Genomic DNA, 23,397 nt, shown 5'->3' with positions numbered 1-23,397 from the left:
TGGGGATGTCTGCTTTCAGGCACCGATGCGGTAACACGGAATGTCGCCGATTGGGCGCAAAGCAGTCAGGTCGCATCTTGGCCGCGAGTTGAGCCAAAGTGCAATTCGGCTGCACCTACCAATGGGTTGGCCACGACGTTTTCAGCCTGGCGTGTTTTCGAGTTCGATCCAGACGGGCGCATGATCGCTGGTTTTCTCCCATCCGCGGGGCTCCGTATCTACTTCCGCCTTCATCAGACGGTTGGTACCTTGCCCATTCAGAAGAAAATGGTCGATCCTGAGCCCCGCATTGCGGTCAAATGCGCCGCGCCAATATTCCCAGAATGTGTAGATCGTTTCGTCAGGATGCAGATGTCTGACGGCATCGGTCCAGCCTTGGTCGAGAAGCCGTTGATAAGCTGCTCGCACTTCGGGTGCGAACAGCGCATCCTCGCGCCAGCGATCTGGCGCGTAGACATCGCGATCAGTCGGCATGACATTGTAGTCGCCAGCTATGACAACCGGCGCATCGAGAGTGAACAGTGTACTGAGATGCTTCTCCAGGCGATCGAACCAGCGCAGTTTGTAATCGAACTTGGTACCGGGCCGAGGATTGCCGTTGGGTAGATAGAGCCCGGCAATAAGCACGCCATTAATGGCAGCCTCGATATAGCGACTTTGCAAATCGTCCGGATCGCCTGGCAGCCCGCGCCGCGTCTCGTGTATCTCACCAATCCGGCTCAGGATCGCCACGCCGTTCCAGCGACTCTGACCGTGCCAAATAGCTTCGTAGCCGGCATCTCGGATGGCCGTTTCTGGAAAACGCTCCTGCGGTGCTTTGAGCTCCTGAAGGCAGACGATCTCGGGTTCTGCGAGTTCGAGCCAGCGCAGGAGCACAGGCAGCCGACCGTTAATGCCGTTCAAATTGTAGGTCGCGATCTTCAATGTTCGGTCACCGAACTCTGGCGGCCGGTCGAATGCCCACAGCTTTGCCGAGCCGTCCCAACGATTAAGGAACATAGCCCTCGTTGAGGACGATAGTGCCTTGCCCCAATAGCATGACAATCATCGCGCCCAGCAGGAAGTGGACCTGCGGCACGGCTGACGAAAGTGGTCAAACGCTGCTTGAGCAGGGGGTACTGGAAGAGGCCGTTAGCGCGATCAGACATACTACCTCGTAACGCAGGTGAGCCGTTATCGTGTCTTGCGCTAAGGGCGAGGGCAAACCTCTGGAAAACAGCGTCCGCTGCCTTCGGCCCCGCACCTATCCTGCTAAACGGCCATGATGGGTACCAGCATCGAACTCGGCTCCGATAACACCGGAGGTCCTGTCAATCTCGACGTTGAGGAGCTTCTCGCGACGAGGCTGCTGGTGCAGGGAAACAGCGGCTCGGGCAAATCGCATTTGCTCCGCCGAGTGCTCGAAAAGAGCGCAGGCGTCGTGCAGCAGATCGTGATCGATCCAGAAGGCGATTTTGTGAGCCTTGCCGAAGCGTTCGGCCATGTCGTGATCGACGGCGCCGCTTATTCCGACGCGGAAATTACCAGGCTGGCGGCACGCATCCGTGAGCACCGGGCTTCGGTGGTCCTGGCACTCGACGAACTTGAGATCGAAAATCAGATGCGCTGCGCTGCGCTTTTCCTGGCTAGCCTCTTCGAAGCTCCCGCTAATCAATGGTATCCCGCCCTCGTCATCGTCGACGAGGCACAGTTATTCGCACCCGCAGCAGCAGGAGAGGTGAGCGACGAAGCGCGGCGCGGATCGCTCGCTGCAATGACCAACTTGATGTGCCGTGGTCGCAAGCGCGGTCTTGCAGGCGTGATCGCGACACAGCGGCTGGCGAAGCTGGCCAAGAATGTGGCGGCCGAGGCATCGAACTTTCTGATGGGCCGGACTTTTCTCGATATCGATATGGTCCGGGCGGCAGACCTGCTGGGCATGGAGCGCCGCCAGGCAGAGCAGATACGCGATCTTGAGCGTGGCGAATTTCTCGGGCTTGGGCCTGCTATCAGCCGGCGTCCCGTGGCAGTCAGGATCGGTAGTGTGGAGACGCGTGCCAAGTCCGCGGTAGCCGGCCTAACTCCCCTGCCGCTCTCGACCGGGGAAGAGATGGCTGCCCTTTTGCACGCTGAACCACAGAGCCCACCGATACAGCCCGATCTGTGGAGCGCCGCCGCGGAGCCCCCCCCCCGAGCGACCGAGAGCAAGCTTCAGGAGCATATCGCAGCCCAGTCACAACCTTCCAAAGAAGACTGCGGGTCCTCGATGTCGCGTGAAGACGTCAGCCAGGTTGTGCGCACGGTCCTGCATGAGATGTCGCAAGAGGAGGGATGTACCTTCCATCAGTCGGCGGCGCTGTTCCAGGATTTCTCCGTCCGTTGCCGCATGCAGGGAGTAAAGACGCACGGCCTAGATGCGGCGGAGTTCCGCAAGGAATTTGCCATCGCTGTTGCCGGATTGGATTTGGACGCGGATGACGGCCAGGTGGAGCGCCTTCTTGAACTGGCCGACACGGTTCCCGAGGAACTCCTCACACCTTTTCTGGCGATCGGCAAAGCCGCCATCGCGGGCGAGGCATGTCCGGATGACGAGGTGCTCGCCATTCTCTACGGCACACGATCGGTAGGGCGTGCTCGAAGGATGCTCGATTACCTAGAACGTTGCAACGTAGTAGTAGTCCGTACCGATTTCTCTGGGCGGCGCTCAGTCGCGATACCGCAGCTCAGCCTCGCAACTACGGTGGCTTGAACTGGCCCGGTAGCATCGTGATGGGCAAAGCTGACTTAGCTAACAAATGCGTGCTATCGTCATCATCCGCACGAGGTCAGACAGTGTCTTCGCCTGCATTTTCATCATCGCGTTGGCACGATAGACTTCCACGGTGCGCGGGCTGATGTCGAGATCGAAGGCAATCACCTTGTTGGCCTTACCGGCCACCAGGCCATCGACCACTTCGTGCTCCCTGGCCGATAGCAGGCCGATACGGTGGACCACCTCGTTTCGTTCAGAATGAAGCTGTTCATCTCCGGCCTTTTCCGCCAGCACTTTACGGATAGACGAGAGTATCGTCACGTCGTCGAACGGCTTCTCGATGAAGTCCGACGCGCCTGCTTTCATCGCCTGGATCGCCAAGGGAACGTCAGCATGCCCGGTGATGACAATGACCGGCACCGGAACATCGCGTTGCTTCAGTCTTTCCGTCAGCTCGACGCCGCTGGTGCCAGGCATGCGCACATCGGTGACGACACACGCACCCGCCAGCGCCGGGGAGGCTTTCAGAAATGCATCTGCCGACGCGAAGGAGCGCACCCGGATTCCTGTGACATCGAGCAGAAATTCAAGCGAATGACGGGCGCTCTCATCATCATCGATTACATAGACAATCTGATCGGCTGCACCGCTACTCGCCATCGTACAATTCCTCATTTGCAACACGTTGAAGCGTGAAGCCGAATTCCGCGCCGCCCCCCTCTGCTTGCTGCGCCCAGATCCGCCCCCCATTTGCCTCCACGATCGTCCGCGAAATTGATAGGCCCACCCCTAGCCCTTCCCGCTTGGTAGTGATGAAGGGCTGGAACAACTTGTCGGCCACATCGGGATCGATGCCTGGTCCGGTATCGGCCACAACAATCGCAGCCATGTCATCTTCGGCCGGTCCGATTGATATTGTCAGATGACGCTGCTGAGAAGTGCAGTCCACCATGGCGTCGACGGCGTTCCGCACCAGGTTTAGCACGACCTGCTGAATTTGCACCTTGTCGGCCAAGATCAGATCAATTTCGGGGCTGAACGCGTACCGGACGCGAATGCCGTGCTGCTTGGCACCAACCAGTGCCAGCGCGCTCGCCTCCTCGACAAGCTTCGGCAGACTCTCGATGGTTCGTTCGGTTTCGCCGCGGGCCACGAAATCGCGCAACCGGCGGATGATGTCGCCGGCCCTCAGCGCCTCGGTCGCCGCACGACTGACAGCCTCTGCCACCCGCTCATGCGGAACCTCGTCGCGTTCGAGAAGCATCCGGCTTCCCTTAAGGTAGTTGGCAATCGCTGAGAGCGGCTGATTGATTTCGTGGGCGAGAGCAGAAGCCATCTCGCCGAGTGCCGTCAGCCGCGAAACGTGCACCAGTTCGCTCTGGAGTTCCTGCAGCCTGGCCTCTGTCTCCTGCCGGTCGGTCAGATCCCGGATAAAGCCAGTGAAATAGCGGTGCCCCTCGGCTTGCATCTCGCCCACCGCCAATTCGAGTGGGAACGTTGAGCCGTCCTTTCGCTCGCCGACGACAACGCGTCCTTTGCCGATGATGCGTCGCTCGCCCGTTTGGTAGTAGCGCTGAAGATAATCATCGTGTGCGCTGCGATAGGGATCGGGCATCAAGACGCTGACGTTGCGTCCGGCAACCTCGTCCGCCTGCCATCCGAACATACGTTCGGCGGCGAGACTGAAATCGTGGATTAGGCCGGCCTCGTCGATCACAACCATAGCATCCGGCACGGTTTCGAGGATTGATCGCAAATGGGCTTCGCGACCCGCGAGCGCGGCCGCCGCCGCTTCCGTTTCGACGCGGGCGCGCTGAAACCATTCTCCGCCGATAGCCACTGCAATGCCAATGAGCACAAATCCCGTCGCCGCGATCAGGCTCCCGCTTTCAACAGGTCCGCTCAGACTGTCGCACCAAAGACCGGCAGCAGCGCCCATCCCAGCCGCGAGGCCGCCCGCCCGAAACCCGGAAAACGCGCTCGCCACCACGATGGCCGGCACGAAAAAAATGAATGTTGCGCGCTGACCCAGTGCGTCCGCGAACAGCAGCCGGACTGCCACTGCCAATGCAATTGCAAGCAGGGCTAGCGTCGACGCAGCCACAAAGGACAGCCTCGGTTGCAACCGGCTGACCAAGCTCGTGCGCTCCACCTCCGGTAAAGCCCTTAGGGTACTCACGGTAGGGTGATCATCCAAATTTCGCGTTTCCGTTCATCGCCGTAGAAAGTGCCTGACAGCGGCGCTCTGAGCGAAGGTGCCGCAAAGCGGAGAAATTTCAATGACTGCACCTTTCATCGATCTGGGCGTCCATCACAACCCCCGCGGGCTATCGGACCGGATCGCGTTTAGCTTTACAAAAGTACTGCGTTGGACGGCCGATACGTTCTTTGCCGAGCGCTACGGGCATCGTGCCGTTGTTCTCGAAACCGTCGCGGCCGTTCCGGGGATGGTAGGCGCGACGATCAATCATCTCGCGTGCCTGCGCCGCATGTGCGACGACAAGGGCTGGATCAAGACGCTCATGGACGAAGCCGAAAATGAGCGCATGCACCTGATGACTTTTATCGAAGTCTCGCAGCCGACTTGGTTCGAGCGGGCGGTGATCATCGGCGTGCAATGGGTATTCTACCTGTTTTTCTTCGCGCTCTACCTGATCAGTTCGAAGACCGCGCATCGGGTGGTGGGCTACTTTGAGGAAGAAGCCGTGATCAGCTACACGCACTATCTCGCTGAGATTGATGAGGGTCGTAGCCCGAACGTTCCGGCTCCCGAGATCGCCAAGACATACTGGGACTTGCCCAGCGATGCCACGTTGCGCGACGTGGTCCTGGTGGTCCGGGCTGACGAGGCGCACCATCGCGATGTGAACCACGGCTTCGCCAACGAACTCGCCGGTCTTCCGGTGGGCGAGATTGCCGAATGCCCGCACCACGTAACGCTCGAGCCGAACTGGAAGAAGGCGGCCTGAGGCCGGCCGCCACAGGGGGACAGACCATGGTCCATCGGAAATCTATCCTGCTGTTCATCGAGGATCTGCCAGTCCTGTCTTCCCTACAGTTCTCTCTGGCGATTGAAGGTTTCCAGGTCGTCGACGGGGCGGCTGAAGGGATCGATCCCACAGTCGCCGCCGCGCTGGTAATCGATCAGAACTATCTTGGTGACGGCTTGGCGGTTCTTGGAGACCTGCGAATGCGGGGTTGCAGGGTGCCGGCTATCGTTCTTGCGACCAATCCGACTGCCGGTCTGCGCGATCGTCTGATCGCAGCGAACGCCAAGCTGATCGAGAAACCGCTTCTCGGCAACGAGCTCAGCCACGCCATTCATGCCTTAATCGCAATTCGAAAGGCAGCCTGATATGAAAGCCGATCTCCTCCGGAACCTCGAACCTTACAAACGCACAGCCACGTTCACCGACTCCACCGTACCGGCCGGTCTGCTCGCAGACCATTCGACCAAGGGCGGGATCTGGGGCCTCATCCAGGTGGAAGAAGGAAAGCTGCGCTATCTCGTGACGGATCCTCGCCGCGTTTCGACCAACGAGGTGCTCACGCCAGACAGTGCACCCGGAATTGTCGAGCCCACGATCCTGCATCGGGTCGAGCCTATCGGAGCGGTGAAGTTCCACGTCGAATTCCTGCGTCCTCCGCTTCCCGGCAGGGAAAGCTCTGTTACCGATAAGGGAGAGGGATCATGAACCAGGAAGCCGCTCAGGCCGAGAGGAGCGGCGCCGACACGCGCGCCTTTGCACAGCACAAACGAGCCCAAAAACGCGCAGCTGCAGAGGAAATCGGCGTCGATGCAGAATTCATCGATCACCTCGTCGAGGCATTTTACGGAAGGATCCGGGAGGACGCGCTTCTCGCGCCGATCTTCGCTGAACGTATCGCCGATTGGCCATCGCACCTGACACGAATGAAGGCATTCTGGCGTTCGGTGCTCCACAATAGTGGCGAGTATTCGGGTAATCCCATGCTTAAACACCTCGCGATCCCGGGCCTCGAATTAAGACATTTCGCGCACTGGCTCGGCCTCTTTTACGAAACGCTACGCGATGTCGAAGGGCAGGACGCGGCGACCGAACTGGTAGGTGGAAGGGCGAGAATGATCGCCGATAGTCTCTTAACCGCAATCACAATGCGCCGCGACGGATTGGCCGGAGGGCGCGCAGGAAAGGACTTGCCCCATGTCTGATGCTGTTCTCCAATTGCCCGCACAAAAGCCGCTGCAAGAAGGGCAAAACGTCTCGTCCGGCGCGCTGCCCCCGTTCGCCGGTTTCGGGGCCAACGACAACGAGACCGTCAGCGCGCCGCAACAGCCCGAGGCGCGCATGTTCGAATTGCCGGCGGCGGTCTGGCGAGCGATGATCGCGTGCTATGGTGTCTTCTTGCTCGCATTGCTGGGTGCGACAGGCGGTGCACAAGCCACCTTCGCGGTTGTCATCGCGACCGTGTACGTCGCAATGTTCTTCGGAACAGTTCGAGTGTTGCTGAGCCAATCACCGCCGCAGGCTCGCAGCGTACTTGACCGCCAGGGCGCAGTTTTGCAGACGGCCTTCGGTCCGCTTGCCCGGGGAGAGGTCTATGCGCAGGCGCTAATCATACCGGCTGCCGTGGCCTTCTTAGGAATCGCAATTGCCATCATCAGTGCGGCCGTCATCTGACCTTAGAAGTACTGCACCAATGTCAATTCGTATCCATGCCTTGGCTACTCGAGAGTGATTGATCGCGCACCCGTTGGGTAAGAGCGCGGAAAAATGCATCAAGATCATCGACATCGACGTCGAGAACTTCGTCCCATTCTCTGAGAAGCAGTTCAACGTCAGCGCGTTTATGCAGTGCTGGTTCTGCTGGCGGGGCAGGTGGCTCGAAATCAACACGGTGCGGCCAGTAATGTCCGGTGAGATTGTTGTAGACCCAACCTACCAAAGAAAGTGCCAGTACGTTCGCGGCGATGGGTATAAGGTAGGACCAGGACCACATATCCGCGCCGCTGGCACCCATTGCACACAGGAGCGCACTGGCTCCGCCCGGCGGATGCAAGCAGCGCGCATATGTCATGACCGCCACAGCGACGGCTACAGCAATGCTGCAGGCAAGCCATGGTGAATCGATATAGGTTCCTAGGCTCAGGCCGACAGCAGCGGAGATGAGATTACCACCGATGACGGGCCAAGGCTGTGCGAGCGGGCTTGCAGGAACGGCGAAGACTAGAACTGCCGATGCTCCGAGCGGCGCCATCAGCCACGGCATGTCGAGATTGTTCTGCGTGAGCAGGCACTGAGTTATCAGCGCCGCAACGCCTATTGCAATTGCTGCACCAACGGCTCCTCTTAGCCATCCGATCTGGCCTAGAGCTGCTTGAGGCAGGAGCGATGCGGATCGAGCGAGGATAGCTTGGATCAAGAGTTACACTTTAGTTTCACTGAGCACGTGCGACAGCTCTCTGCCTGAGGCAGCTAGCCTATGCAGCATTGATTTCGTCCTCGGGACTGAAGATTTACTAAGGTGCCGAGCGCGGCGGGGTAGTGCCCTCTTTCTCCCCTCGCCATTGCCGCCGCTACTCAGTCAGGGAAGCTACAGTCGAAACCGTGGGAGATGCCGACAGGCGGATCACTCAAGGCGGTGTCGGGATTAATACCCTGTTCCGTCGAATAACAGGGAAACCCTGTTTTCGTACCCGCAAGCTATGGAAATCGCGGGATATTCTGGCGAGCAAAATGGCGAAAACCCCCTAAGTCAGCCTGATTATCAGGCGAAATGTGATATTTTCCCTGTTATTCCCTGTTTAGCAGAGAAACCGCACCGATGCTCATCTCGCTAGAGACGCGCCCCGCAAAAGGCCCCTGATATCGATCGTGAGACGCCGGAAGGCCTGCCGCGGTTACGCAAGCCCCTGATAATATGCCCCTGTTGCGGGGGGTTACAGGGAGACCATGCAAGCTGAGACCAGTGCCGGGGGTTGGTGGCGGAGAGGGTGGGAATCGAAGCTTACAAAAAAATGATTGTTTCTATTGATCAAAGTCCGACATCAAATTGTCCTTTGCCCCAAACTTTACCCCCAGTTTGCGCCGATGGATTTCGAAAGCCGATCGGTCACACCGGCAGCCCGACGTAGTTCTCGGCGATGGCGGTCTGGGCGGCGCGGCTGGAGGCGATGTAGTCGAGTTCGGCGACCTGCATGGCGCGCTCGAACGGCCCGTCCTCGGGGAAGCGATGCATCAGGCGGGTGAGCGACCAGCTGAACCGCTCGGACTTCCACACGCGGGCGAGCGCGGTGTCGGAGTAGGCGGCGACCCTATCGGGCTCGTTGCGGCGGAAGAAGCCTGTCAGCGCCTCGGCGGCGTAATGCACATCGCTGGCGGCGAGATTCAGGCCCTTGGCGCCTGTCGGCGGGACGATGTGCGCGGCATCGCCGCACAGCAGCAGGCTGCCGTGGCGCATGGGGGCAAAGACGTAGCTTCGTAAGGGCGCGATGCTCTTTTCGAGGCTCGGCCCGCGGGTCATGTGCGCGGCGGCCTCGGGGCCGAGACGGATCGCCAGCTCGTCCCATAGGCGCTCGTCGTTCCACTCCTCCACCCGGTCGGTCAGCGGCACGTCGACGTAGTAGCGGCTGCGGGTCTCGGAGCGCATCGAGGCGAGCGCGAAGCCGCGTTCGTGGTTGGCGTAGATCAGCTCGTGGTTGCACGGCGGCACGTCAGCGAGGATGCCGAGCCAGCCGAAGGGATATTCGCGCAGGTACTCCCTCGCCACGCGTTCGGGGATGGCCTTGCGGCTCGGGCCGTGGAAGCCGTCGCAGCCGACCACGAAGCGCGCGTCCACGCGGTGCTCGCTGCCGTCCTTAGTGTAGGTGACATAAGGCGCGTCGCTCTCCACCTCGTGCAGCGCCACGTCGGCGGCCTCGTAGACAACCTCGAGCCCGCGCTCCTCGCGCGCTGCCATCAGGTCGCGGGTAAGCTCGGTCTGGCCGTAGACCACCACCTGCTTCCCCGTCAGGTCGGCAATGTCGATACGGATCAGCCGCTCGCCGTCCGCCAGGTTGAAACCGCCGTGCGGCAGCCCCTCAGCCCTCAACCGCGCATCGAGCCCCAGCCGCGCCATCAGCGAGACGGTGATCTCTTCCAGCACGCCTGCGCGAATGCGGCCAAGGATATAGTCGGGCGTCTGCCGCTCGATCACCACGCATTCCACCCCCTCGGCGCGCAGCAGGTGGCCGAGCAAGAGGGCGGCAGGGCCGGCGCCCACGATGCAGACCTGGGTTTTCACAATCCCGACTAAAACGGTGCGGCGAGGCGGTGCAGGGCACCACCGATAAGCCCGCCGACGACCTCCGGCCCCGCACCACCAAGCTGCGCCTCGCCAACAGCGATACTGGTTTCCACGATGTCGCGGCAGCGCTCCTTGCGGCGCTCCTCGTAGGCGGCGAGCGCCTCGTGCGCGGTCACGGCGCGGGCGAGTTCTTCGGCCAGCACGATCGCGCTCTCCACCGCCATGCCCGCGCCCGAGGCGAGGTGCGGCGTGGTCGCGTGGACCGCGTCGCCCAGCAGCACCACGCGACCGTTCGACCACGGCCCCGGTTGCAGCTTGGCCGCCAGCGGGCGGTAATTGATCCAGTGCTCGCGCATCATGTTGTCGCGGATCCACCCGGCCGAATGACCGAAGGGCGCGAGGTGGGCCTTCAGCGTCTCGAAGAGCTCCTCGCCCTCGAGGTGCTTCTTTCGCCTCTGGTGCGGGGTGAGCATCCACAGGTAGACCGCGTCCTTTCCGCAGCGGGTGATGCCGACCGTGTGCTGATGGCCGAAATACATCTCGCCCTTTTCCAGCATCGGCGGCTTCTCGATGGAGACGCGCCAGCAACCCTGTCCCGTGCGTTCCGGTTCGCTCATGTGCGGAAAGGCGAGCTTGCGCACGCCAGAGTGCATGCCGTCGGCACCAACCACGAGGTCGTAGCGGTTCCTGCTACCATCGGAGAAGGTCACGTCCACGCCTTCGCCATCGACGACGAGGTCATCCACCGTCAGGGCGAGGCGCACGGGCACGCCGGCCTCGCGCACCCGCCTCTGCATCAGTTCATGGAGCACCGGCCGCATGATGCCGCCGGTTGCGGGCTGTTCGCCATCGACCGCCGGCTCGTCCAGTTCGCGCAGGTGCTGCCCGTTGAACAGGAACACGCTCGACCCATTGGTGATCGCGCCGTGCTCGGCGATGTCCTGCCACATCCCGAGGTGGCGATAGGCGCGCAGCGTCACGCCGGTGATGGTGATGCCCGCGCCGTAGACGCGCCAGTCGGGATCGCGATCGATCAGGTCGACCGAAACGCCGCGCTGGGCCAGCGCGATCGCGGCGGCCATGCCGCCGATGCCGCCTCCGACGACCAGCGCGGTGGCTATGCTGCCAATCTGTTCCTCTGCCATGTCCCCTGCCTAACGCGCGCGGGACGCGAGGCAAATCGGAACGGTGGATGCATCGCCATCCACGCAATGCGTGCATGAATATCGTACCCGATGAATTACTCGGCCGAGAAACCCGGAACCCGGCGCCAATGCTCGACCCGCGGCGGTGCGACGAAGAACGGACCGGCGAGCGCGCGCCATTCCTCGAACGCGGGTGTCTGGCGAAAGGTGACCATGTGATGTTCGACGCTGTCCCATTCGACGACCAGGCGATATTGTGCCTCGTCCTCGTGAACCCGTTCGAGACGCATGGCGCGGCAGCCCGAGGCGCCGGCAAAGACAGGAATCGCTTTTCGCACGGCCTCCTCGAAAGCGTCGGCATTGCCGGGATCGATGGCGAGATAGGCGATTTCGGTGACCATTCGCCAATCATGATGGCAAGCGCAAAGGGAGACAAGGCTTGAAGATCGTGGTCACCGGAGCCGGCGGGTTCGTGGGGCGTCACCTTGTCGACCGGCTGCTGGCGCGCGGCAACGAGGTGACGGGCATCGACACCCACGCCGCCGCAATTCCCGCGGGAGCGCGCGCCCTTGCCGGTGACATCGGCGATGCTGTCTTGCAGAAGGAAGCCCTGGCTGGTGGCTGCGACGCCCTGGTGCATCTCGCCACCGTGCCCGGTGGGGCGGCCGAGACCGATCCGGCCGCCTCGCGCCGTATTAACATCGATGCCATGTATGACCTGGTCGAACGGGCGGCAGCAGCGGGAGGGCGGCCACGCTTCGTCTACGCCAGTTCCATCGCTGTGCTCGGCCACCCGTTGCCCGAAACCGGTGTCGACGACAGCACCCCGCTGTCGCCCGAACTGATCTACGGCGGGCACAAGGCGATGATGGAGGTCGCCATCGCGATGTTCTCCAATCGCGGCGCGATCGACGGGGTGACCGTACGCCTGCCCGGAATCCTTGCTCGACCGAGGGGTCCGAGTGGGATGAAATCCGCCTTCATGTCCGACCTTTTTCACGCGCTCAAGGCAGGCGAGTCGTTCACCTGCCCGACCCGGCCCGAGGCGACGATCTGGGCACAGTCGGTGGCACGCTGCGCTGACAATTTCGTCCACGCGCTGACTTGCGAAACTCGCCTGCTGCCGCCGACCCGCGCTGTCACCCTGCCCGCGTTGCGGATCTCGATGGGCGCGATGGCGGAGGAGATCGCGCGGCAATGCGGCGTGTCGGCAGGCCTCGTGAGCTGGGTGCCCGACCCGCGACTGGAGGCAGCCTTCGGCGCCTATCCGCCGCTGACCACGCCCGCCGCCGAGCACGCGGGATTTGCCAACGATGGAACTGTGGCTAAGCTGGTGGCGAGCGCGCTGTCGACGCTCGAGTAACGCCACTGGAGAGCGATGCGCTTCCAACGCCTGGACCTGAACCTGCTCGTCGCGCTCGACGCGCTGCTGACCGAGCAGAGCGTGTCGCTCGCCGCTGACCGGCTGTGCCTGTCGCAGTCCGCCACCTCCAGCGCGCTCGGCCGTCTGCGCGAGTATTTCGAGGACGACCTGCTCGTCCTCAAGGGCCGCCAGATGGTCCTCACCACCCGCGCCGAGGAGCTGATCGAGCCGACGCGCGCCGTGCTCGAGCAGATCCGGCAGACCATTGCGGTCGCGCCCGAGTTCGATCATGCGACGAGCGACCGCACGATCCGCTTCATGGCGTCCGACTACACCACGGAGGTTTTGCTCGCCCCGGCAATGCAGCATTTTGCCGTGGCCGCGCCGGAAATGCGGTTCGAGATCCAGCACATGGGGAGCGCGCCCGTGGAATCGCTCGAACGCGGCAGCGTCGACCTGCTGGTGACGGTCGATTTCGCGACGTCGGCCGATCATCCCAGCGAACTGATGTTCGAGGACGACTACGTGGTCGTCGGCGATGCGGGGAATCCGGCGATGGACGAGGAGATGACGAGCGAGCTCTACCTGTCGCTGCCGCACGTCACCGTGCGCTTCGGCAAGGCGCGCATCCCCGCCTTCGACGACTGGTACATGCGCCGCAAGAAGCGGCAGCGGCGCATCGAGGTGGTGACTGCCAGCTTCGTCACCATGCCCGCGCTGATCGTGGGAACGCGCCGGATCGCCACCATGCACCGTCGCTTGGCGGAAAAGCTGGGGCGGCGTTATCCGCTGCGCTTCGCCGAGGTCCCGTTCGAGATACCGCCGGTGCGCGAGGTGGCGCAGTGGGATGTCGCCAGCAGCAACGATGCGGCACTGCGCTGGGTGGTGGGCGAACTCAAGAAGGTCGCCGAGGCCGAGGTTCCAGCCAAGCCTGCGCAGGGCTATCGGCCGCAGGGCCCGCACGACGACGCCATCGCCTTCCACTTCCTCCAGAACGCGCCGGTCCGCTAGTCCAGCTCATCGTAGGACCGCCGCGCCGCCGCGATCTCGCCGCGCCGCTCGTTGAGCCAGGAAATCGTGCGCCGCAGTTCGCCCACCAGAGCGCGCCCGAGGGGGGTCAGCGCATAGCTAACTCGCGGCGGGACGTCGTCGGTTACCATTCGGCTCACGAAGCCGTCACGCTCCAGTGCGCGCAACTTTAGAGTCAGAATGCGCTGCGAAAGCGCCTGTTCGGCGGAAAGCGCGGCGGCGGTGCGGCGCAGGTCGGCGTGTCGCCATTCGCCGGTTTCCAGCACCAGCAGAAGCAGCGGCGACCAGCGGTCTCCAAGCATGGCCATGACCGAGCGCGCGGGGTCCTCGCGCTCGACACCACCCTCGCCCATCTCCGCCGCGAGCGCCGCCAACCTGGTGCGCGCCGGTTCTTCCAGATCGTCCGACCCTGGGCTCAACCTTCGCCTCCTGCAGGGCACAAAAATGTGCCGTCTTCCCTAGTTGTCCGGCTTGCTTACGATGATCGGTGCAAGGCGCAAGGTGCCGGAGGAGAGGTGAGATGACAGACGCGATCCGGCTTGATGGCAGGGTGGCGATCGTGACCGGGGGTGCCGGCGGCATCGGCGGCGCGACCGCTCGCCTGATGACGCTGCGCGGGGCGCGGGTGGCGGTGGCGGATATCGCACTAGAACGGGCCGAGGCGCTGGCGGGCGAACTGGACGGGGCCATTGCCGTGCGGCTCGACTTGGGGGACGAAAGATCGACCGAGGCAATGGTCGCGACCGCGGTGCAACATTTCCGCCGGCTCGACATCCTGCACAACAACGCCGCGCTGCTCGGGCCGGAGATCGCTGAAGCCGACGGCGACGTCGAGAACATGGATACGGCGCTGTGGGACCGCACATTCGCCGTTAACGTGCGCGGCACGATGGTCGCCTGCCGCGCCGCCCTGCCGCACTTGCGCGAAAGCCGCGGCAACATCGTCAACACCGTCAGCAACTTGGCGCTGCAGGGGCACCTGATCCAGGCTGCCTATTCCAGCAGCAAGGCCGCGCTTATCCAGCTCACCCGCGCCATTGCTGCGAGCCACGGCAAGGCGGGCATACGCTGCAACGCGGTCGCGCCGGGCATGACCGTGACCCCTGCTCTGCTCGAAGCCTTTCCTCCGCCCGTGCGCGAGGCGGTAGAGGACGAAACCCTGCGCGACCGGCTGGGCGTTGCCGAGGACATTGCCGAGGCGGTCGCTTTCCTTGCCAGCGATGCCGCGCGCAATATCACCGGCGAGGTGCTGGTCTGCGACGGCGGCTGCTCCGCCCACGTCCCCGGCATCGCCCGCTTCCGCAGCTTTTTCGGAGACAACGCATGAGCCAGCACGATATCGTCGTCATGGGCGGCGGCCACAACCAGCTGGGCTGCGCTGCCTATCTCGCCAAGGCGGGCAAGAAGGTGCTGGTGCTGGAGAAGAAGCCCTTCCCCGGGGGCGGTGCCGTGACGCTGGAGCGCACCGCGCCCGGCTTCTTCCACAACAAGCACTCGGCCATGCACGGCATGATCCAGGCGAACCCGCTGCTGGTGAACGACGAGCTGGGTCTGAAGTCGAAATACGGCCTCGAATACTTCTATCCCAAGGCGCCGATGGGGCTGCTGCTGAAGGATTTTACCCCTTTCGTCACCTACGTCGATGTCGACCAGACCTGCCAGTACATCGCACAGTACAGCCAGAAGGATGCCGACGCCTACCGCAAGTTCGTCGAGTGGGGTGCGCGGATGATGCCGATGCTGCTGCAGGGCATGTTCAACGTGCCGATCCCGATGGGCGCCTTCATCATGATGATGGAATCGAGCGAGGACGGCCGCCGCCTGCTCGACCTCATGTTCCGCAGCCCGCTGCAGATCGTCGACGAGCTGTTCGAGACCGACATTCTCAAGATCCACCTGCTCAAATGGGTGTCGGAGGGCATCCTCCAGTTTCCCGACGACATGGGCACCGGGTTCGGCATGATCATCATGATCCTTCTCGTGCACTTCTACCCTGTCGGCTTCCCGGTGAAGGGCTCGGGCGACCTCAGCCGCGCGCTCGTCGAGTGCATCGAGGACCACGGCGGCGAAGTGCGCTGCGGGGTCGAGATCGAAAAGGTGCTCGTCGAGAGCGGCCGCGCGGTCGGCCTGCGTTCGACCGACGGCGAGGAGTTCCGTGGGCGCGACGCCGTGGTCGCGGGCCTGCACCCCAGCCTGCTCGGCGATTTCGTCGAGGGGCTGGACGCCGACCTGCTGGCGCGCGGCAAGCGTGTGAAGACCGCACCCTACACGCTTTTCAAGGTCGATGCCGCGCTCGACCGCTCGGCGGCGGAGCTATCCTCGAAAATTCCGGAGATCCTCAGGGAATCCGCCGCAAACTGCATCACGGCCACGACCCTGCAGGGTTTCCTCGCCAGCTTCGAGCCTATCCGCCGCGGCGAGGCGAATACCGAGACACCGCTGCATGGCGGCGGCATCGTGGATTTCCCCGGCCTCCAGCCCGAGGGGAAGAGCCAGCTCTACTTGACCAGCTACCAGCCCTACAGCCTCGACCGGCAGGGCCCGGCGCGGTGGGACGCAATCAAGGAGGACGTCGCCGACAAGCTGGTCCGCAGCCTCGACCACTTCTTTCCAGGCCTGGAGGACAGCGTCATCGCGCGCGAAGTAGATTCGCCGCTCGACATGGAGCGCTGGTCCCCCACCACCTTCGTCGGCGGCGAGGTGCACGGCGCGGGGCTGCAGATGTTCCAGACATCGGGCCTGCGCCCCACGCCCGAACTGTCGCAATATGCCGTGCCGGGCTGCGAAGGGCTCTACCTGTGCGGCCCCTTCATGCATCCGGGCGGCGCGATCTTCGGCGTGGGACGGCCCACCGCGATCAGGATCATGGACGATCTCGGCATCGATTTCGACAAGGTGATTGCAGCATGAGCGACTCGAAAAAATCGCAGCAGATGCGTATCTTCGACGCGACCGGGCAGGAGCTGATGACGGTGCGCGCCATCGAGCGCGACGGCAGCGACCTAGTGATCCGTGGCAAGATCTTCGGCGCCATGCCGATGGCCGCGAAACTGCGGCCCGAGGAGGCGCGAGCGGCGCTGAAAATGCTCGACGCGAAAACCGCGTGGTTTCTTTTCACCCTGCTGTTCCGGCGCAGCCGCTGAAACCTATCGCTGCTGCCGATAGGCAGGGCTCCACCGAAATCGCTTAGCTTTGCGCCGGTTTTGCCTAGTCTGCCGAAACGGTTCGAACGGTATCGGGATTGGCGATGAGTATTCTGGGTGTCGAAAGCGTCGTCTTCGGGGTCGAGGACCTGGCCGAGCACACGCGCTTCTGGACGGATTTCGGCCTGACTCTGGAAAGCGGCGACGCTGCGGAGAGCGTGTTCCGCCTGCCCTCGGGCAGTCGCCTCGTCTGCTATCGCCACGGCGACGCGCGTTTGCCCTCGCCCGATCCGTTCCCCGGCGATGGCCTGAAGGAAACCGTCTGGGGCGTGTCCGATCAGACAGCGCTCGACCGCTATGCCGCCAGCCTTGACAGCGAGGTCGAGGTCACGCGCGAGGAGGACGGCACAGTGCGCTGCGTGTGTCCCGACGGCCAGCCCATCGCGTTGCGGCTGTGGCAGAAGCGCGCCTTCGTGTCCGAAGCCAGCCCGGTCAACACCCCGACCAGCTACCCGCGCTTCAACCAGCATCGTATCTGGCGCCGCAAGTGCATTCCCAAGACGATCAACCACGTCGTCTTCTTCAGCCCCGATTACATCGGCAGCTTCGAATTCTACGACCGCCACCTAGGCTTCCGCTACACCGACCACTCCAAGGGAACCGGCCTGTTCGCCCGCGCCGACGGCACCTACGAGCATCACTCCATCTTCTGGGTGAACTGCGACCTGCCCATCGCTCCCGACCATTTCAAGTTCATGCACATCGCTTTCGGCTGCGACGATATCGACGAGGTGATGCTGGGCGCGAACATCATGGAAGCGAAGGGCTGGAAGAACACCAGCATGAATTCCTCGGGCGGAATCTCGCGCCACCGGGCGACGAGCGCGATCTATTACTACTGCGACATACCCGGCAAGTCGGGCGAGGCGGAGTATCACGCCGATACCGACTACCTCGACGACAACTGGGTGCCGCGCGCATGGGACTTCCGCTTCGGCAGCCTGCTCTGGTCGAACAATGCCCCGCCCATCTTCCGCGGCGACGACATCCCGTGGGACATGACCTTCGACCGCGACCGCAAGAGCTTCGACGCCTATCGCCGCGAGAAGCCGGGCAAGCGACCCGCCGAGGGCAAGCTGGCCGAGCTGACCGAGGACGACGAACACGCCATCTGAAAAGGATGGAATGGGAGGGCACATGGCCGGGTACACTGCAATGGACCGCCGCGACTTCGTTAGCGGCGCTGCTGCCGCTCTGGCACTGCTTTCAGTCAGCGCGCGCCCCGTCTCTGCCAGTGCAGCGCCGCTGGCGCGCGTCATATGCGATAACGATTTCGCCGGCGATCCGGACGGGCTGTTTCAGCTCGCGCAGCAGGTGCTTTCGCCTTCGATCGACATTTCGCTGATCGTCGGCTCGCACTTACACGAAGCTGGCTTGCTTGGCGGACAGTCGACAGCCAGCGACGGCGCAGCCAGCGCGCAGGCCCTGCTAAGAGTGATGCGACAGGAAGATCGGTTCGGCGTGCTCGCCGGAAGCGAAACCGCGATCGAATCGCGCGAAGAATGGCAAGCGAGTCCGGCCACGGCTGCGATCGTCGCGGAGGCGATGCGCGAGGATTTGGCGGGAACGTTCCTCTACTGCGCTGGCGCAAGTCTCACTGAACTGGCGCTTGCATGGTTGGCGGAACCCAGGATTGGCCCTCGCACCCGGCTGATATGGATCGGCGGAAACGAGCATCCAGGCCTCGGCTATCCACCGCCAAACGCCGATCCGATGGAGTTCAATTTCGGGCTTGATCCTGTCGCGGCCCAAGTGATTTTCAATGAGAGCGACATCGAAATCTGGCAGGTGCCGCGCAATGCCTACCGCCAGTTGATCGTGAGCGCCTCCGAGCTCGCCGAACTCGCTGCAGGTGGACCGATCGGATCCTATCTCGTCGGCAAGCTGGGGGAGCTTCACGAGATGGTCGAACGGCTGCTTCAGCGCACGTTTCCGCGCACGGAAACCTATATCATGGGCGACAGTCCGCTGATCACGCTGAGCGCTTTGCAGACTTTCTTTCAGACCGATCCCGCCTCGAGCGAGTACGTGCTGAAACCAACCCCAATCCTTAATGCCGATGGCACCTACAACGATAATCCCGCAGGCCGCCCGATGCGCGCTTTCACCAGTATCGATACCCGCCTCACTTTGGCTGACATGATGGCCAAGATTCGTGCGGCGGACCGCGCCCTGTTGGCAGGCTGAAACCGCTATTCTAGGCTGGCAACATCGGACTGCTGGAGTTTCGCAATTGCCGCGCATACCGAGATCGGCCTCGCGGAGGACGAGCGAATGATTGAAGCGGTGCAGGCGCTTCACACCCGCGACCCGCGCCCGACCGAAAGTCTGGAGCGCAGCGTGAAGTCGGATGGTCCGGGCGTACAAGTACGGCGAATCTTGGGAAATGGATGGAGCGCGAAACCGGCTGACCACTGATTTGCATCACAATTTTGCGTTTCCCGCTCTCCACCTCACACTCAGCTCGATCCCCTGACCCACCGGCAGCAGCACGCTTTGCATATCTCCCTTGGCGGCGATCGCGGTACGCAGGGCGCGGGCGTTCTCGCGGGCACTTTCGGGCGAGATCATGTTGTCGGTACAGACGATCCCCTCCACCGAGAGTTTCGGATAAACCGCCTCGAAACACGGCACGTACAGATCCTTCCAGATGTCGAGCAGCGCGAAATCCCACTCGCCCGGATCCGCCGCCACCAATTCCAGCGCATCGCCGCAGCGCAGCTCGACCCGGTCCGCGAGACCCGCTTCCTGCAGCCGCTCGCGCGCGTAATCCTGCTTGAATTCCGCAAGGTCCATGCTGACGACAGTTGCGCCCACGGCGCGCGCGGCGTCGGCGAGGAACAGCGTCGAATAACCGTAGCTGGTGCCGAGCTCCAGGATACGGCGCGGGCGACGCGCGACGATAAGCGCGTGGAGCAGCCCGCCGACCTCCTCGCCTACCGGCAGCAGGAACTCGTCGCGACGGGCGATCCCCGCCGGGCCCAGATCGCGCATGCGCCCGTCGTCCTCGACCTCGCGGCGGCGATAGTCGTCGAACACGGCCTGCACCCGGGGATCGTCGAACGTCATGCTCTTGCGGCCTCCATCTTCTCGTGCGCGGCATCCTCCCGCGCGAGTGCGCGCCGCAATTGCGGCAGCGCCTCGTGGTCGGCGCGATGACGGGCGATGTAGCGCCAGAGCGAGAGATCGAAGCCGCCGAACTCGGAATTGGTGTAGGCCCACCACAGGTAGGTATCGACGATCGACCAGTCGTTGCCGAACCACCAGCGGCGCTGTTCGAGGTCGCTATCGAGTTGATCGCACAGGGCGGTGACGAGTTCCTCGCCGCGTTCGCGCACCGGGCCGGTATCGCTCTTCGTCCACAGGAACGGTACCTTCACCGCCCGCACACTGGGGTGCCAGCCCGATGCGATCCACGACAATGCGGACATCTGCTGTGCCTCGTCCCAGGCATCGGCGGCAGGCGGGAACAGGCCGGCATCGGGATACTCGGCATGCAGCCATCTGAGGATCGCGACATTTTCGGTCAGGTGCTCACCGTTCGCCAGCAGGCATGGCACCTTGCCGCCCGGGCTCAGCGCGAGATAATCCGGCCTGCGGTTCTCGCCCGCGCGGAAATCCAGCATTCGGTCCTCGTAAGCCTCGCCGGTCGCCTCGAGCGCGGTCAGCGTCACCCGCGTACAGGCGGTATGGGCATGGTAGAGCAACAGATCAGCCAAGTGCTGCCATCCTTGCCCGAGCAGCGTCCTCGCGTTTCAGTGCACGACGGAAGGCGGGCCACGCTTCCACTCGCTCTCGGTGGGCGGCCAGGTTGTCGAGCCCGGAGAGATCGTATTCGCCCTCCTCCGCCGTCGTGTAGTTCCAGTACGCGTAGACATCGATGATCGACCACTGCTCGCCAAACCACCAGGGCTGCGCAGAAACGCGGGCGTCGAACCATTCGAACATCGGCCTGACAAGTTCCTTGCCGCGCTCGCGAACCGGGGCAGGGTCGCCCGTCGTCCAGCGTATCGGCATCATGTTGGCGCGCACCGCCGGATGCCAGCCAGAGGATAGCCAGAACAGGTCGGAGAGGATCTGCGCCTCGCTCCACGAGGAACTGGCGGCGGGGAACAGATGCCCCTCGGGATGGGCGCGGTGCAGGTACCACTGGATCGCGGCGTTTTCGCCGAGCAGCCGACCGTCCACCAGCAAAGCCGGGATCTTGCCGCGCGGATTGATCTTGCGAAAAGCGGGCGCGTGCTGCTCACCCTTCGCTAGGTTCACCGGGCGATCCTCGTAATCGAGCTCACACTGCTCGAGCGCCGTCATCGCCACGCGCGAGCAGGCACCCGGAAGATGGTAAAGCACTATCTCAGGCATCGGGCTCCTCGACGAACTCTATGAGGTTTCCCGCACAGTCGCGGAGGAAACACCCGCGCCCGAATTCTTCGCGCACTACAAAGGCCACGTCGGCGCCCTTGTCCTCCATCTCGGCGAGAAACACGTCGATGTCATCCACCTGGAAGGCGAGGTGCTTGTTGCCGTGCGTTTTCAGGTCGCTCGGCGGGTGGCGGCGGTCCTCGGGCAAGGGGGCGGCGCCCTCCACCTCGAATAGCTCGAAGCGCAGCGGCCCTTTCCGGATCATCGCGGTGCGGCTCCGCGCGGCCTCGATGTAGAACCGCTTCTCCACCTCGAAGCCGAGGACGTGGCCGTACCACTCGATCGCCGCGTCGAGGCTGGGGACCGATACTCCGCCGTGATGGAACGTGAATTCAGCCATCCCGTGCCTCGGCCCTCAGCATGGCCTCGATCTTGCGACGCGCCCGCGTGCCGCCTTGGTCGATGCCAAGCGAGAGAGGTTCCTCGGCCCAGAAATTCCGCCCCGCAACATTCGCATAGGCGGCCTCGATGATCGGCTTGTCCTCCTCGTCGAAGGCTTGCCGGAACAGGTCCAGCAGGAAGGCATCCTCTTGCGGATCGTCTCCTTCCAGCGGACGGCTCGTCGACCAGAAGTAGTGCGTCTGATGTTCGTTCGCGGGCGTCAGGATGTGCGCCTGCGGCACCTCGAACCCGGCCTCTCGCGGGGCACCGTGGGGGCAGACGCCGACATTGAGACGCATCGTGGCGGGCGCGTTCCAGCGCATGTCGAGCCAGTGGTCCGTGCGCATGTCGGGCGGCAGGATACCCTGCGCGATGGAGGGCGGCGGGATGTCGGCCATGAACCAGTCGGAATGCAGCGTGTCGCCCTCGTCGCGCACCGAGTGCTTGCCGGCGAAAATCACGCCTTGTCCGGCGAAGCTGCCCTTGTGGACGAATTCGATGTGGCTGAGATCGAGCAGGTTGTCGGTGCCGTATTCGTAGTTCGCCTGCATCAGCGTGTAGCCGGTCAGCGTGCGCCAGCCGGGGCGATTGGGGACGAAGGGGAAGAGGGGAATCGCGCTTTCGTTGGCCTTCTGCGGATCGCCGCGCCAGAGCCAGACGATGCCGTCGCAATCGACGACGCGAAAGGCGGGCACATGTGCGCCCGCCGGGATGCGCTCGGCGAAGGGATTGCGCGCGCACCGCCCATCGGGGTCGAAGGCGAGGCCGTGATAGGGGCAGACGACCAGGTCGCCGTCGCGCGTGCCCATCGATAGCGGAGCGAACCGGTGCGGGCAGCGATCGCGCAAGGCCGCGGGGCTGCCGTCGCCTAGCCGATAGACGAACACGCGCTCGCCGCAGATTTCGCGCGTAAAGCCGCTCTCGCCCAGCTCGTCGGACCAGCCCGCCATGTACCATGCGTTGCGGAGGAACTGCGCGGACATGCCTAGTCCTCGAAGATCGCCACGGCGCGCGTCCAGCCCGCGCTCGCGCCCTTGATCTTGTGCGGGAAGCAGGAAACGGTGAAGCCGTCGCCCGGCAGCACCTCCAGGTTGTGAAGCTTTTCGAGGTGGCAGTAACCGATGTCGCGGCCCGCCTTGTGGCCCTCCCAGATCAGCGACTTGTCGCCGGTCTCTTCCACCCGTTTCGCCGTGTGGCTGAAGGGCGCATCCCAGCTCCAGGCATCGGTGCCGGTCACCCGCACGCCGCGGCTGGTGAGATACATCGTTGCCTCGTAACCCATGCCGCAGCCGCGATCGACGAAGTTCGGATCGCCCAGCGCCTTGCCCGCGGCGGTGTTGACCAGCACGATCTCGAGCGGTGTCAGTTCGTGACCGATGCGCGCCAACTCGTCCTCCACGTCCTGCGCGGTGACAACATAGCCGTCCGGGAAGTGCGTGAAGTCCAGCTTGACGCCAGGTTGCAGGCACCATTCCAGCGGCACCTCGTCGATGGTGATCGCCCGTTCGCCGCCGTCCATCGTGGGGTGGTAGTGGTAGGGCGCATCGAGGTGCGTGCCGTTATGCGTGGTCAGTCGCACCCATTCAGCCGCCGCGAAGCCCTCGCCGTCGGGCAGGTCGGCGGTCGTGGTGCCGGGGAAGAAATGCTGCAGTTCGGCCATCGTGTCGCCGTGGCGCTGGTAGGTAATCTCGGGCCGCATGAACGGCGGGTCGGAGACGACATCGTTCTCCAGCGTGATCGAGAGGTCGACGAAGCGGCGCGGCATGGCATTCTCCTTGGTTTTGTCGATCTGCACGCGCTTGCGGGGGCTGACAATGCTATCCACCGGCAAGATGATGTGCGTCCGGTGCAATCGAT

The 23,397-nt window shown here is 63.3% G+C and carries 28 protein-coding genes; 14 read left to right on the top strand and 14 right to left on the bottom strand.

What is annotated here, in order from left to right; genetic code table 11:
- Nucleotides 1-141: 141 nt before the first annotated feature.
- Nucleotides 142-924 (bottom strand): exodeoxyribonuclease III, encoded by a 783-nt coding sequence (gene xth / locus GRI62_RS03365; protein ID WP_131453739.1) that lies wholly within the window; start codon nucleotides 922-924, stop codon nucleotides 142-144.
- A gap of 340 nt (nucleotides 925-1,264) precedes the next feature.
- Between xth and GRI62_RS03360 the strand changes: the two genes are divergently transcribed.
- The gene (locus GRI62_RS03360; RefSeq protein ID WP_131453738.1) at nucleotides 1,265-2,728 is read left to right on the top strand and encodes a helicase HerA domain-containing protein; all 1,464 of its coding nucleotides are present in this window, start codon (nucleotides 1,265-1,267) and stop codon (nucleotides 2,726-2,728) included.
- Between the two features lie 39 nt (nucleotides 2,729-2,767).
- Here GRI62_RS03360 and fixJ read toward each other — a convergent pair whose 3' ends face one another.
- Together fixJ and GRI62_RS03350 are read right to left on the bottom strand one after the other, a co-directional pair.
- A complete protein-coding gene (gene fixJ, locus GRI62_RS03355; RefSeq protein WP_131452006.1) occupies nucleotides 2,768-3,391 on the bottom strand; it encodes a response regulator FixJ in 624 nt (207 codons plus the stop codon).
- Entirely contained in the window at nucleotides 3,381-4,793 is a 1,413-nt protein-coding gene (locus GRI62_RS03350; RefSeq protein WP_234032782.1) for a PAS domain-containing sensor histidine kinase, read from the bottom strand. The genes fixJ and GRI62_RS03350 overlap by 11 nt, the downstream gene beginning before the upstream one ends.
- A 217-nt stretch (nucleotides 4,794-5,010) precedes the next feature.
- On the opposite strand from GRI62_RS03350, the gene GRI62_RS03345 reads away from it, so the two are divergent.
- Genes GRI62_RS03345 through GRI62_RS03325 form a run of 5 tightly spaced genes read left to right on the top strand, consistent with a single transcriptional unit; the run spans nucleotide 5,011 to nucleotide 7,392 of the window.
- Nucleotides 5,011-5,700, top strand: a complete 690-nt coding sequence (locus GRI62_RS03345) for an alternative oxidase (RefSeq protein ID WP_131452004.1) — start codon at nucleotides 5,011-5,013, stop codon at nucleotides 5,698-5,700.
- Between the two features lie 26 nt (nucleotides 5,701-5,726).
- Entirely contained in the window at nucleotides 5,727-6,086 is a 360-nt protein-coding gene (locus GRI62_RS03340) for a DNA-binding transcriptional response regulator (RefSeq protein WP_131452003.1), read from the top strand.
- 1 nt (nucleotide 6,087) lies between these two features.
- On the top strand, nucleotides 6,088-6,426 hold the full coding sequence (locus GRI62_RS03335) for a DUF1971 domain-containing protein (protein WP_131452002.1): 339 nt from the start codon (nucleotides 6,088-6,090) through the stop codon (nucleotides 6,424-6,426).
- Nucleotides 6,423-6,923 (top strand): group III truncated hemoglobin, encoded by a 501-nt coding sequence (locus tag GRI62_RS03330; protein WP_131452001.1) that lies wholly within the window; start codon nucleotides 6,423-6,425, stop codon nucleotides 6,921-6,923. Before GRI62_RS03335 ends, GRI62_RS03330 begins: the two co-directional genes overlap by 4 nt.
- Nucleotides 6,916-7,392, top strand: coding sequence for a hypothetical protein (locus GRI62_RS03325; protein WP_131452000.1), 477 nt, complete (start codon nucleotides 6,916-6,918; stop codon nucleotides 7,390-7,392). Before GRI62_RS03330 ends, GRI62_RS03325 begins: the two co-directional genes overlap by 8 nt.
- A 22-nt stretch (nucleotides 7,393-7,414) precedes the next feature.
- On the opposite strand, the gene GRI62_RS03320 is transcribed toward GRI62_RS03325, so the two are convergent.
- From GRI62_RS03320 to GRI62_RS03305, 4 genes are all read right to left on the bottom strand, one after another.
- A complete protein-coding gene (locus tag GRI62_RS03320) occupies nucleotides 7,415-8,134 on the bottom strand; it encodes an HPP family protein (RefSeq protein WP_199799898.1) in 720 nt (239 codons plus the stop codon).
- Nucleotides 8,135-8,824: 690 nt separating this feature from the next.
- A complete protein-coding gene (pobA, locus tag GRI62_RS03315; RefSeq protein ID WP_131451999.1) occupies nucleotides 8,825-9,994 on the bottom strand; it encodes a 4-hydroxybenzoate 3-monooxygenase in 1,170 nt (389 codons plus the stop codon).
- A gap of 8 nt (nucleotides 9,995-10,002) precedes the next feature.
- Complete coding sequence (locus tag GRI62_RS03310) at nucleotides 10,003-11,142, bottom strand: FAD-dependent monooxygenase (protein WP_131451998.1); 1,140 nt, start codon at nucleotides 11,140-11,142, stop codon at nucleotides 10,003-10,005.
- A gap of 95 nt (nucleotides 11,143-11,237) precedes the next feature.
- Nucleotides 11,238-11,543, bottom strand: a complete 306-nt coding sequence (locus GRI62_RS03305; RefSeq protein ID WP_131451997.1) for an antibiotic biosynthesis monooxygenase family protein — start codon at nucleotides 11,541-11,543, stop codon at nucleotides 11,238-11,240.
- Between the two features lie 47 nt (nucleotides 11,544-11,590).
- Here GRI62_RS03305 and GRI62_RS03300 point away from each other — a divergent pair, with 47 nt between their 5' ends.
- Together GRI62_RS03300 and GRI62_RS03295 are read left to right on the top strand one after the other, a co-directional pair.
- Nucleotides 11,591-12,505 carry an NAD-dependent epimerase/dehydratase family protein gene (locus GRI62_RS03300; protein ID WP_234032849.1) on the top strand — a complete coding sequence of 305 codons (915 nt, stop codon included), beginning with the start codon at nucleotides 11,591-11,593 and terminating at the stop codon, nucleotides 12,503-12,505.
- A gap of 15 nt (nucleotides 12,506-12,520) precedes the next feature.
- On the top strand, nucleotides 12,521-13,516 hold the full coding sequence (locus tag GRI62_RS03295; RefSeq protein WP_131451995.1) for a LysR family transcriptional regulator: 996 nt from the start codon (nucleotides 12,521-12,523) through the stop codon (nucleotides 13,514-13,516).
- On the opposite strand, the gene GRI62_RS03290 is transcribed toward GRI62_RS03295, so the two are convergent.
- Nucleotides 13,513-13,953 (bottom strand): winged helix-turn-helix transcriptional regulator, encoded by a 441-nt coding sequence (locus tag GRI62_RS03290; RefSeq protein ID WP_234027350.1) that lies wholly within the window; start codon nucleotides 13,951-13,953, stop codon nucleotides 13,513-13,515. The two genes, GRI62_RS03295 and GRI62_RS03290, sit on opposite strands and share 4 nt — an antisense overlap.
- 101 nt (nucleotides 13,954-14,054) lie before the next feature.
- On the opposite strand from GRI62_RS03290, the gene GRI62_RS03285 reads away from it, so the two are divergent.
- From GRI62_RS03285 to GRI62_RS14690, 6 genes are all read left to right on the top strand, one after another.
- On the top strand, nucleotides 14,055-14,861 hold the full coding sequence (locus GRI62_RS03285) for an SDR family NAD(P)-dependent oxidoreductase (protein ID WP_131451994.1): 807 nt from the start codon (nucleotides 14,055-14,057) through the stop codon (nucleotides 14,859-14,861).
- Complete coding sequence (locus GRI62_RS03280) at nucleotides 14,858-16,444, top strand: phytoene desaturase family protein (RefSeq protein ID WP_131451993.1); 1,587 nt, start codon at nucleotides 14,858-14,860, stop codon at nucleotides 16,442-16,444. Before GRI62_RS03285 ends, GRI62_RS03280 begins: the two co-directional genes overlap by 4 nt.
- A gap of 23 nt (nucleotides 16,445-16,467) precedes the next feature.
- The gene (locus GRI62_RS03275; RefSeq protein WP_234027349.1) at nucleotides 16,468-16,677 is read left to right on the top strand and encodes a hypothetical protein; all 210 of its coding nucleotides are present in this window, start codon (nucleotides 16,468-16,470) and stop codon (nucleotides 16,675-16,677) included.
- A 104-nt stretch (nucleotides 16,678-16,781) separates the two neighbouring features.
- A complete protein-coding gene (locus GRI62_RS03270) occupies nucleotides 16,782-17,852 on the top strand; it encodes a VOC family protein (protein WP_131451991.1) in 1,071 nt (356 codons plus the stop codon).
- Between the two features lie 40 nt (nucleotides 17,853-17,892).
- Nucleotides 17,893-18,924, top strand: coding sequence for a nucleoside hydrolase (locus GRI62_RS03265; RefSeq protein ID WP_131453735.1), 1,032 nt, complete (start codon nucleotides 17,893-17,895; stop codon nucleotides 18,922-18,924).
- A gap of 15 nt (nucleotides 18,925-18,939) precedes the next feature.
- Nucleotides 18,940-19,155, top strand: a complete 216-nt coding sequence (locus GRI62_RS14690) for a hypothetical protein (RefSeq protein ID WP_373283019.1) — start codon at nucleotides 18,940-18,942, stop codon at nucleotides 19,153-19,155.
- Nucleotides 19,156-19,161: 6 nt separating this feature from the next.
- Here GRI62_RS14690 and GRI62_RS03260 read toward each other — a convergent pair whose 3' ends face one another.
- From GRI62_RS03260 to GRI62_RS03235, 6 genes are read right to left on the bottom strand one after another with little or no spacing between them, the layout of a single operon-like run.
- Nucleotides 19,162-19,806, bottom strand: coding sequence for an O-methyltransferase (locus GRI62_RS03260; protein WP_131451990.1), 645 nt, complete (start codon nucleotides 19,804-19,806; stop codon nucleotides 19,162-19,164).
- Nucleotides 19,803-20,456 carry a glutathione S-transferase family protein gene (locus GRI62_RS03255; protein WP_160731804.1) on the bottom strand — a complete coding sequence of 218 codons (654 nt, stop codon included), beginning with the start codon at nucleotides 20,454-20,456 and terminating at the stop codon, nucleotides 19,803-19,805. The genes GRI62_RS03260 and GRI62_RS03255 overlap by 4 nt, the downstream gene beginning before the upstream one ends.
- A complete protein-coding gene (locus tag GRI62_RS03250) occupies nucleotides 20,449-21,099 on the bottom strand; it encodes a glutathione S-transferase family protein (protein ID WP_131451988.1) in 651 nt (216 codons plus the stop codon). Before GRI62_RS03250 ends, GRI62_RS03255 begins: the two co-directional genes overlap by 8 nt.
- Nucleotides 21,092-21,499, bottom strand: a complete 408-nt coding sequence (locus GRI62_RS03245; RefSeq protein WP_131451987.1) for a VOC family protein — start codon at nucleotides 21,497-21,499, stop codon at nucleotides 21,092-21,094. The genes GRI62_RS03250 and GRI62_RS03245 overlap by 8 nt, the downstream gene beginning before the upstream one ends.
- Nucleotides 21,492-22,523, bottom strand: coding sequence for an aromatic ring-hydroxylating dioxygenase subunit alpha (locus GRI62_RS03240; RefSeq protein ID WP_131451986.1), 1,032 nt, complete (start codon nucleotides 22,521-22,523; stop codon nucleotides 21,492-21,494). The genes GRI62_RS03245 and GRI62_RS03240 overlap by 8 nt, the downstream gene beginning before the upstream one ends.
- Before the next feature lie 2 nt (nucleotides 22,524-22,525).
- Entirely contained in the window at nucleotides 22,526-23,305 is a 780-nt protein-coding gene (locus tag GRI62_RS03235) for a cyclase family protein (RefSeq protein WP_131453734.1), read from the bottom strand.
- Nucleotides 23,306-23,397 lie beyond the last annotated feature (92 nt).

This window comes from Aurantiacibacter arachoides (genome assembly GCF_009827335.1).
Taxonomy (GTDB): Bacteria; Pseudomonadota; Alphaproteobacteria; order Sphingomonadales; family Sphingomonadaceae; genus Alteraurantiacibacter; species Alteraurantiacibacter arachoides.
The sequence above is the reverse complement of the archived record's forward strand: the minus strand, read 5'-3'. Positions and strand labels throughout refer to the sequence as shown.

Coding starts and splice junctions, on each gene's coding strand:
- GRI62_RS03360 (WP_131453738.1), top strand. CDS start 1,265: ATGGGTACCAGCATCGAACTCGGCTCCGATAACACCGGAGGTCCTGTC.
- fixJ (WP_131452006.1), bottom strand. CDS start 3,391: ATGGCGAGTAGCGGTGCAGCCGATCAGATTGTCTATGTAATCGATGAT.
- GRI62_RS03345 (WP_131452004.1), top strand. CDS start 5,011: ATGACTGCACCTTTCATCGATCTGGGCGTCCATCACAACCCCCGCGGG.
- GRI62_RS03340 (WP_131452003.1), top strand. CDS start 5,727: ATGGTCCATCGGAAATCTATCCTGCTGTTCATCGAGGATCTGCCAGTC.
- GRI62_RS03335 (WP_131452002.1), top strand. CDS start 6,088: ATGAAAGCCGATCTCCTCCGGAACCTCGAACCTTACAAACGCACAGCC.
- GRI62_RS03330 (WP_131452001.1), top strand. CDS start 6,423: ATGAACCAGGAAGCCGCTCAGGCCGAGAGGAGCGGCGCCGACACGCGC.
- GRI62_RS03325 (WP_131452000.1), top strand. CDS start 6,916: ATGTCTGATGCTGTTCTCCAATTGCCCGCACAAAAGCCGCTGCAAGAA.
- GRI62_RS03310 (WP_131451998.1), bottom strand. CDS start 11,142: ATGGCAGAGGAACAGATTGGCAGCATAGCCACCGCGCTGGTCGTCGGA.
- GRI62_RS03305 (WP_131451997.1), bottom strand. CDS start 11,543: ATGGTCACCGAAATCGCCTATCTCGCCATCGATCCCGGCAATGCCGAC.
- GRI62_RS03295 (WP_131451995.1), top strand. CDS start 12,521: ATGCGCTTCCAACGCCTGGACCTGAACCTGCTCGTCGCGCTCGACGCG.
- GRI62_RS03285 (WP_131451994.1), top strand. CDS start 14,055: ATGACAGACGCGATCCGGCTTGATGGCAGGGTGGCGATCGTGACCGGG.
- GRI62_RS03280 (WP_131451993.1), top strand. CDS start 14,858: ATGAGCCAGCACGATATCGTCGTCATGGGCGGCGGCCACAACCAGCTG.
- GRI62_RS03275 (WP_234027349.1), top strand. CDS start 16,468: ATGCGTATCTTCGACGCGACCGGGCAGGAGCTGATGACGGTGCGCGCC.
- GRI62_RS03270 (WP_131451991.1), top strand. CDS start 16,782: ATGAGTATTCTGGGTGTCGAAAGCGTCGTCTTCGGGGTCGAGGACCTG.
- GRI62_RS03265 (WP_131453735.1), top strand. CDS start 17,893: ATGGACCGCCGCGACTTCGTTAGCGGCGCTGCTGCCGCTCTGGCACTG.
- GRI62_RS03260 (WP_131451990.1), bottom strand. CDS start 19,806: ATGACGTTCGACGATCCCCGGGTGCAGGCCGTGTTCGACGACTATCGC.
- GRI62_RS03250 (WP_131451988.1), bottom strand. CDS start 21,099: ATGCCTGAGATAGTGCTTTACCATCTTCCGGGTGCCTGCTCGCGCGTG.
- GRI62_RS03245 (WP_131451987.1), bottom strand. CDS start 21,499: ATGGCTGAATTCACGTTCCATCACGGCGGAGTATCGGTCCCCAGCCTC.
- GRI62_RS03240 (WP_131451986.1), bottom strand. CDS start 22,523: ATGTCCGCGCAGTTCCTCCGCAACGCATGGTACATGGCGGGCTGGTCC.
- GRI62_RS03235 (WP_131453734.1), bottom strand. CDS start 23,305: ATGCCGCGCCGCTTCGTCGACCTCTCGATCACGCTGGAGAACGATGTC.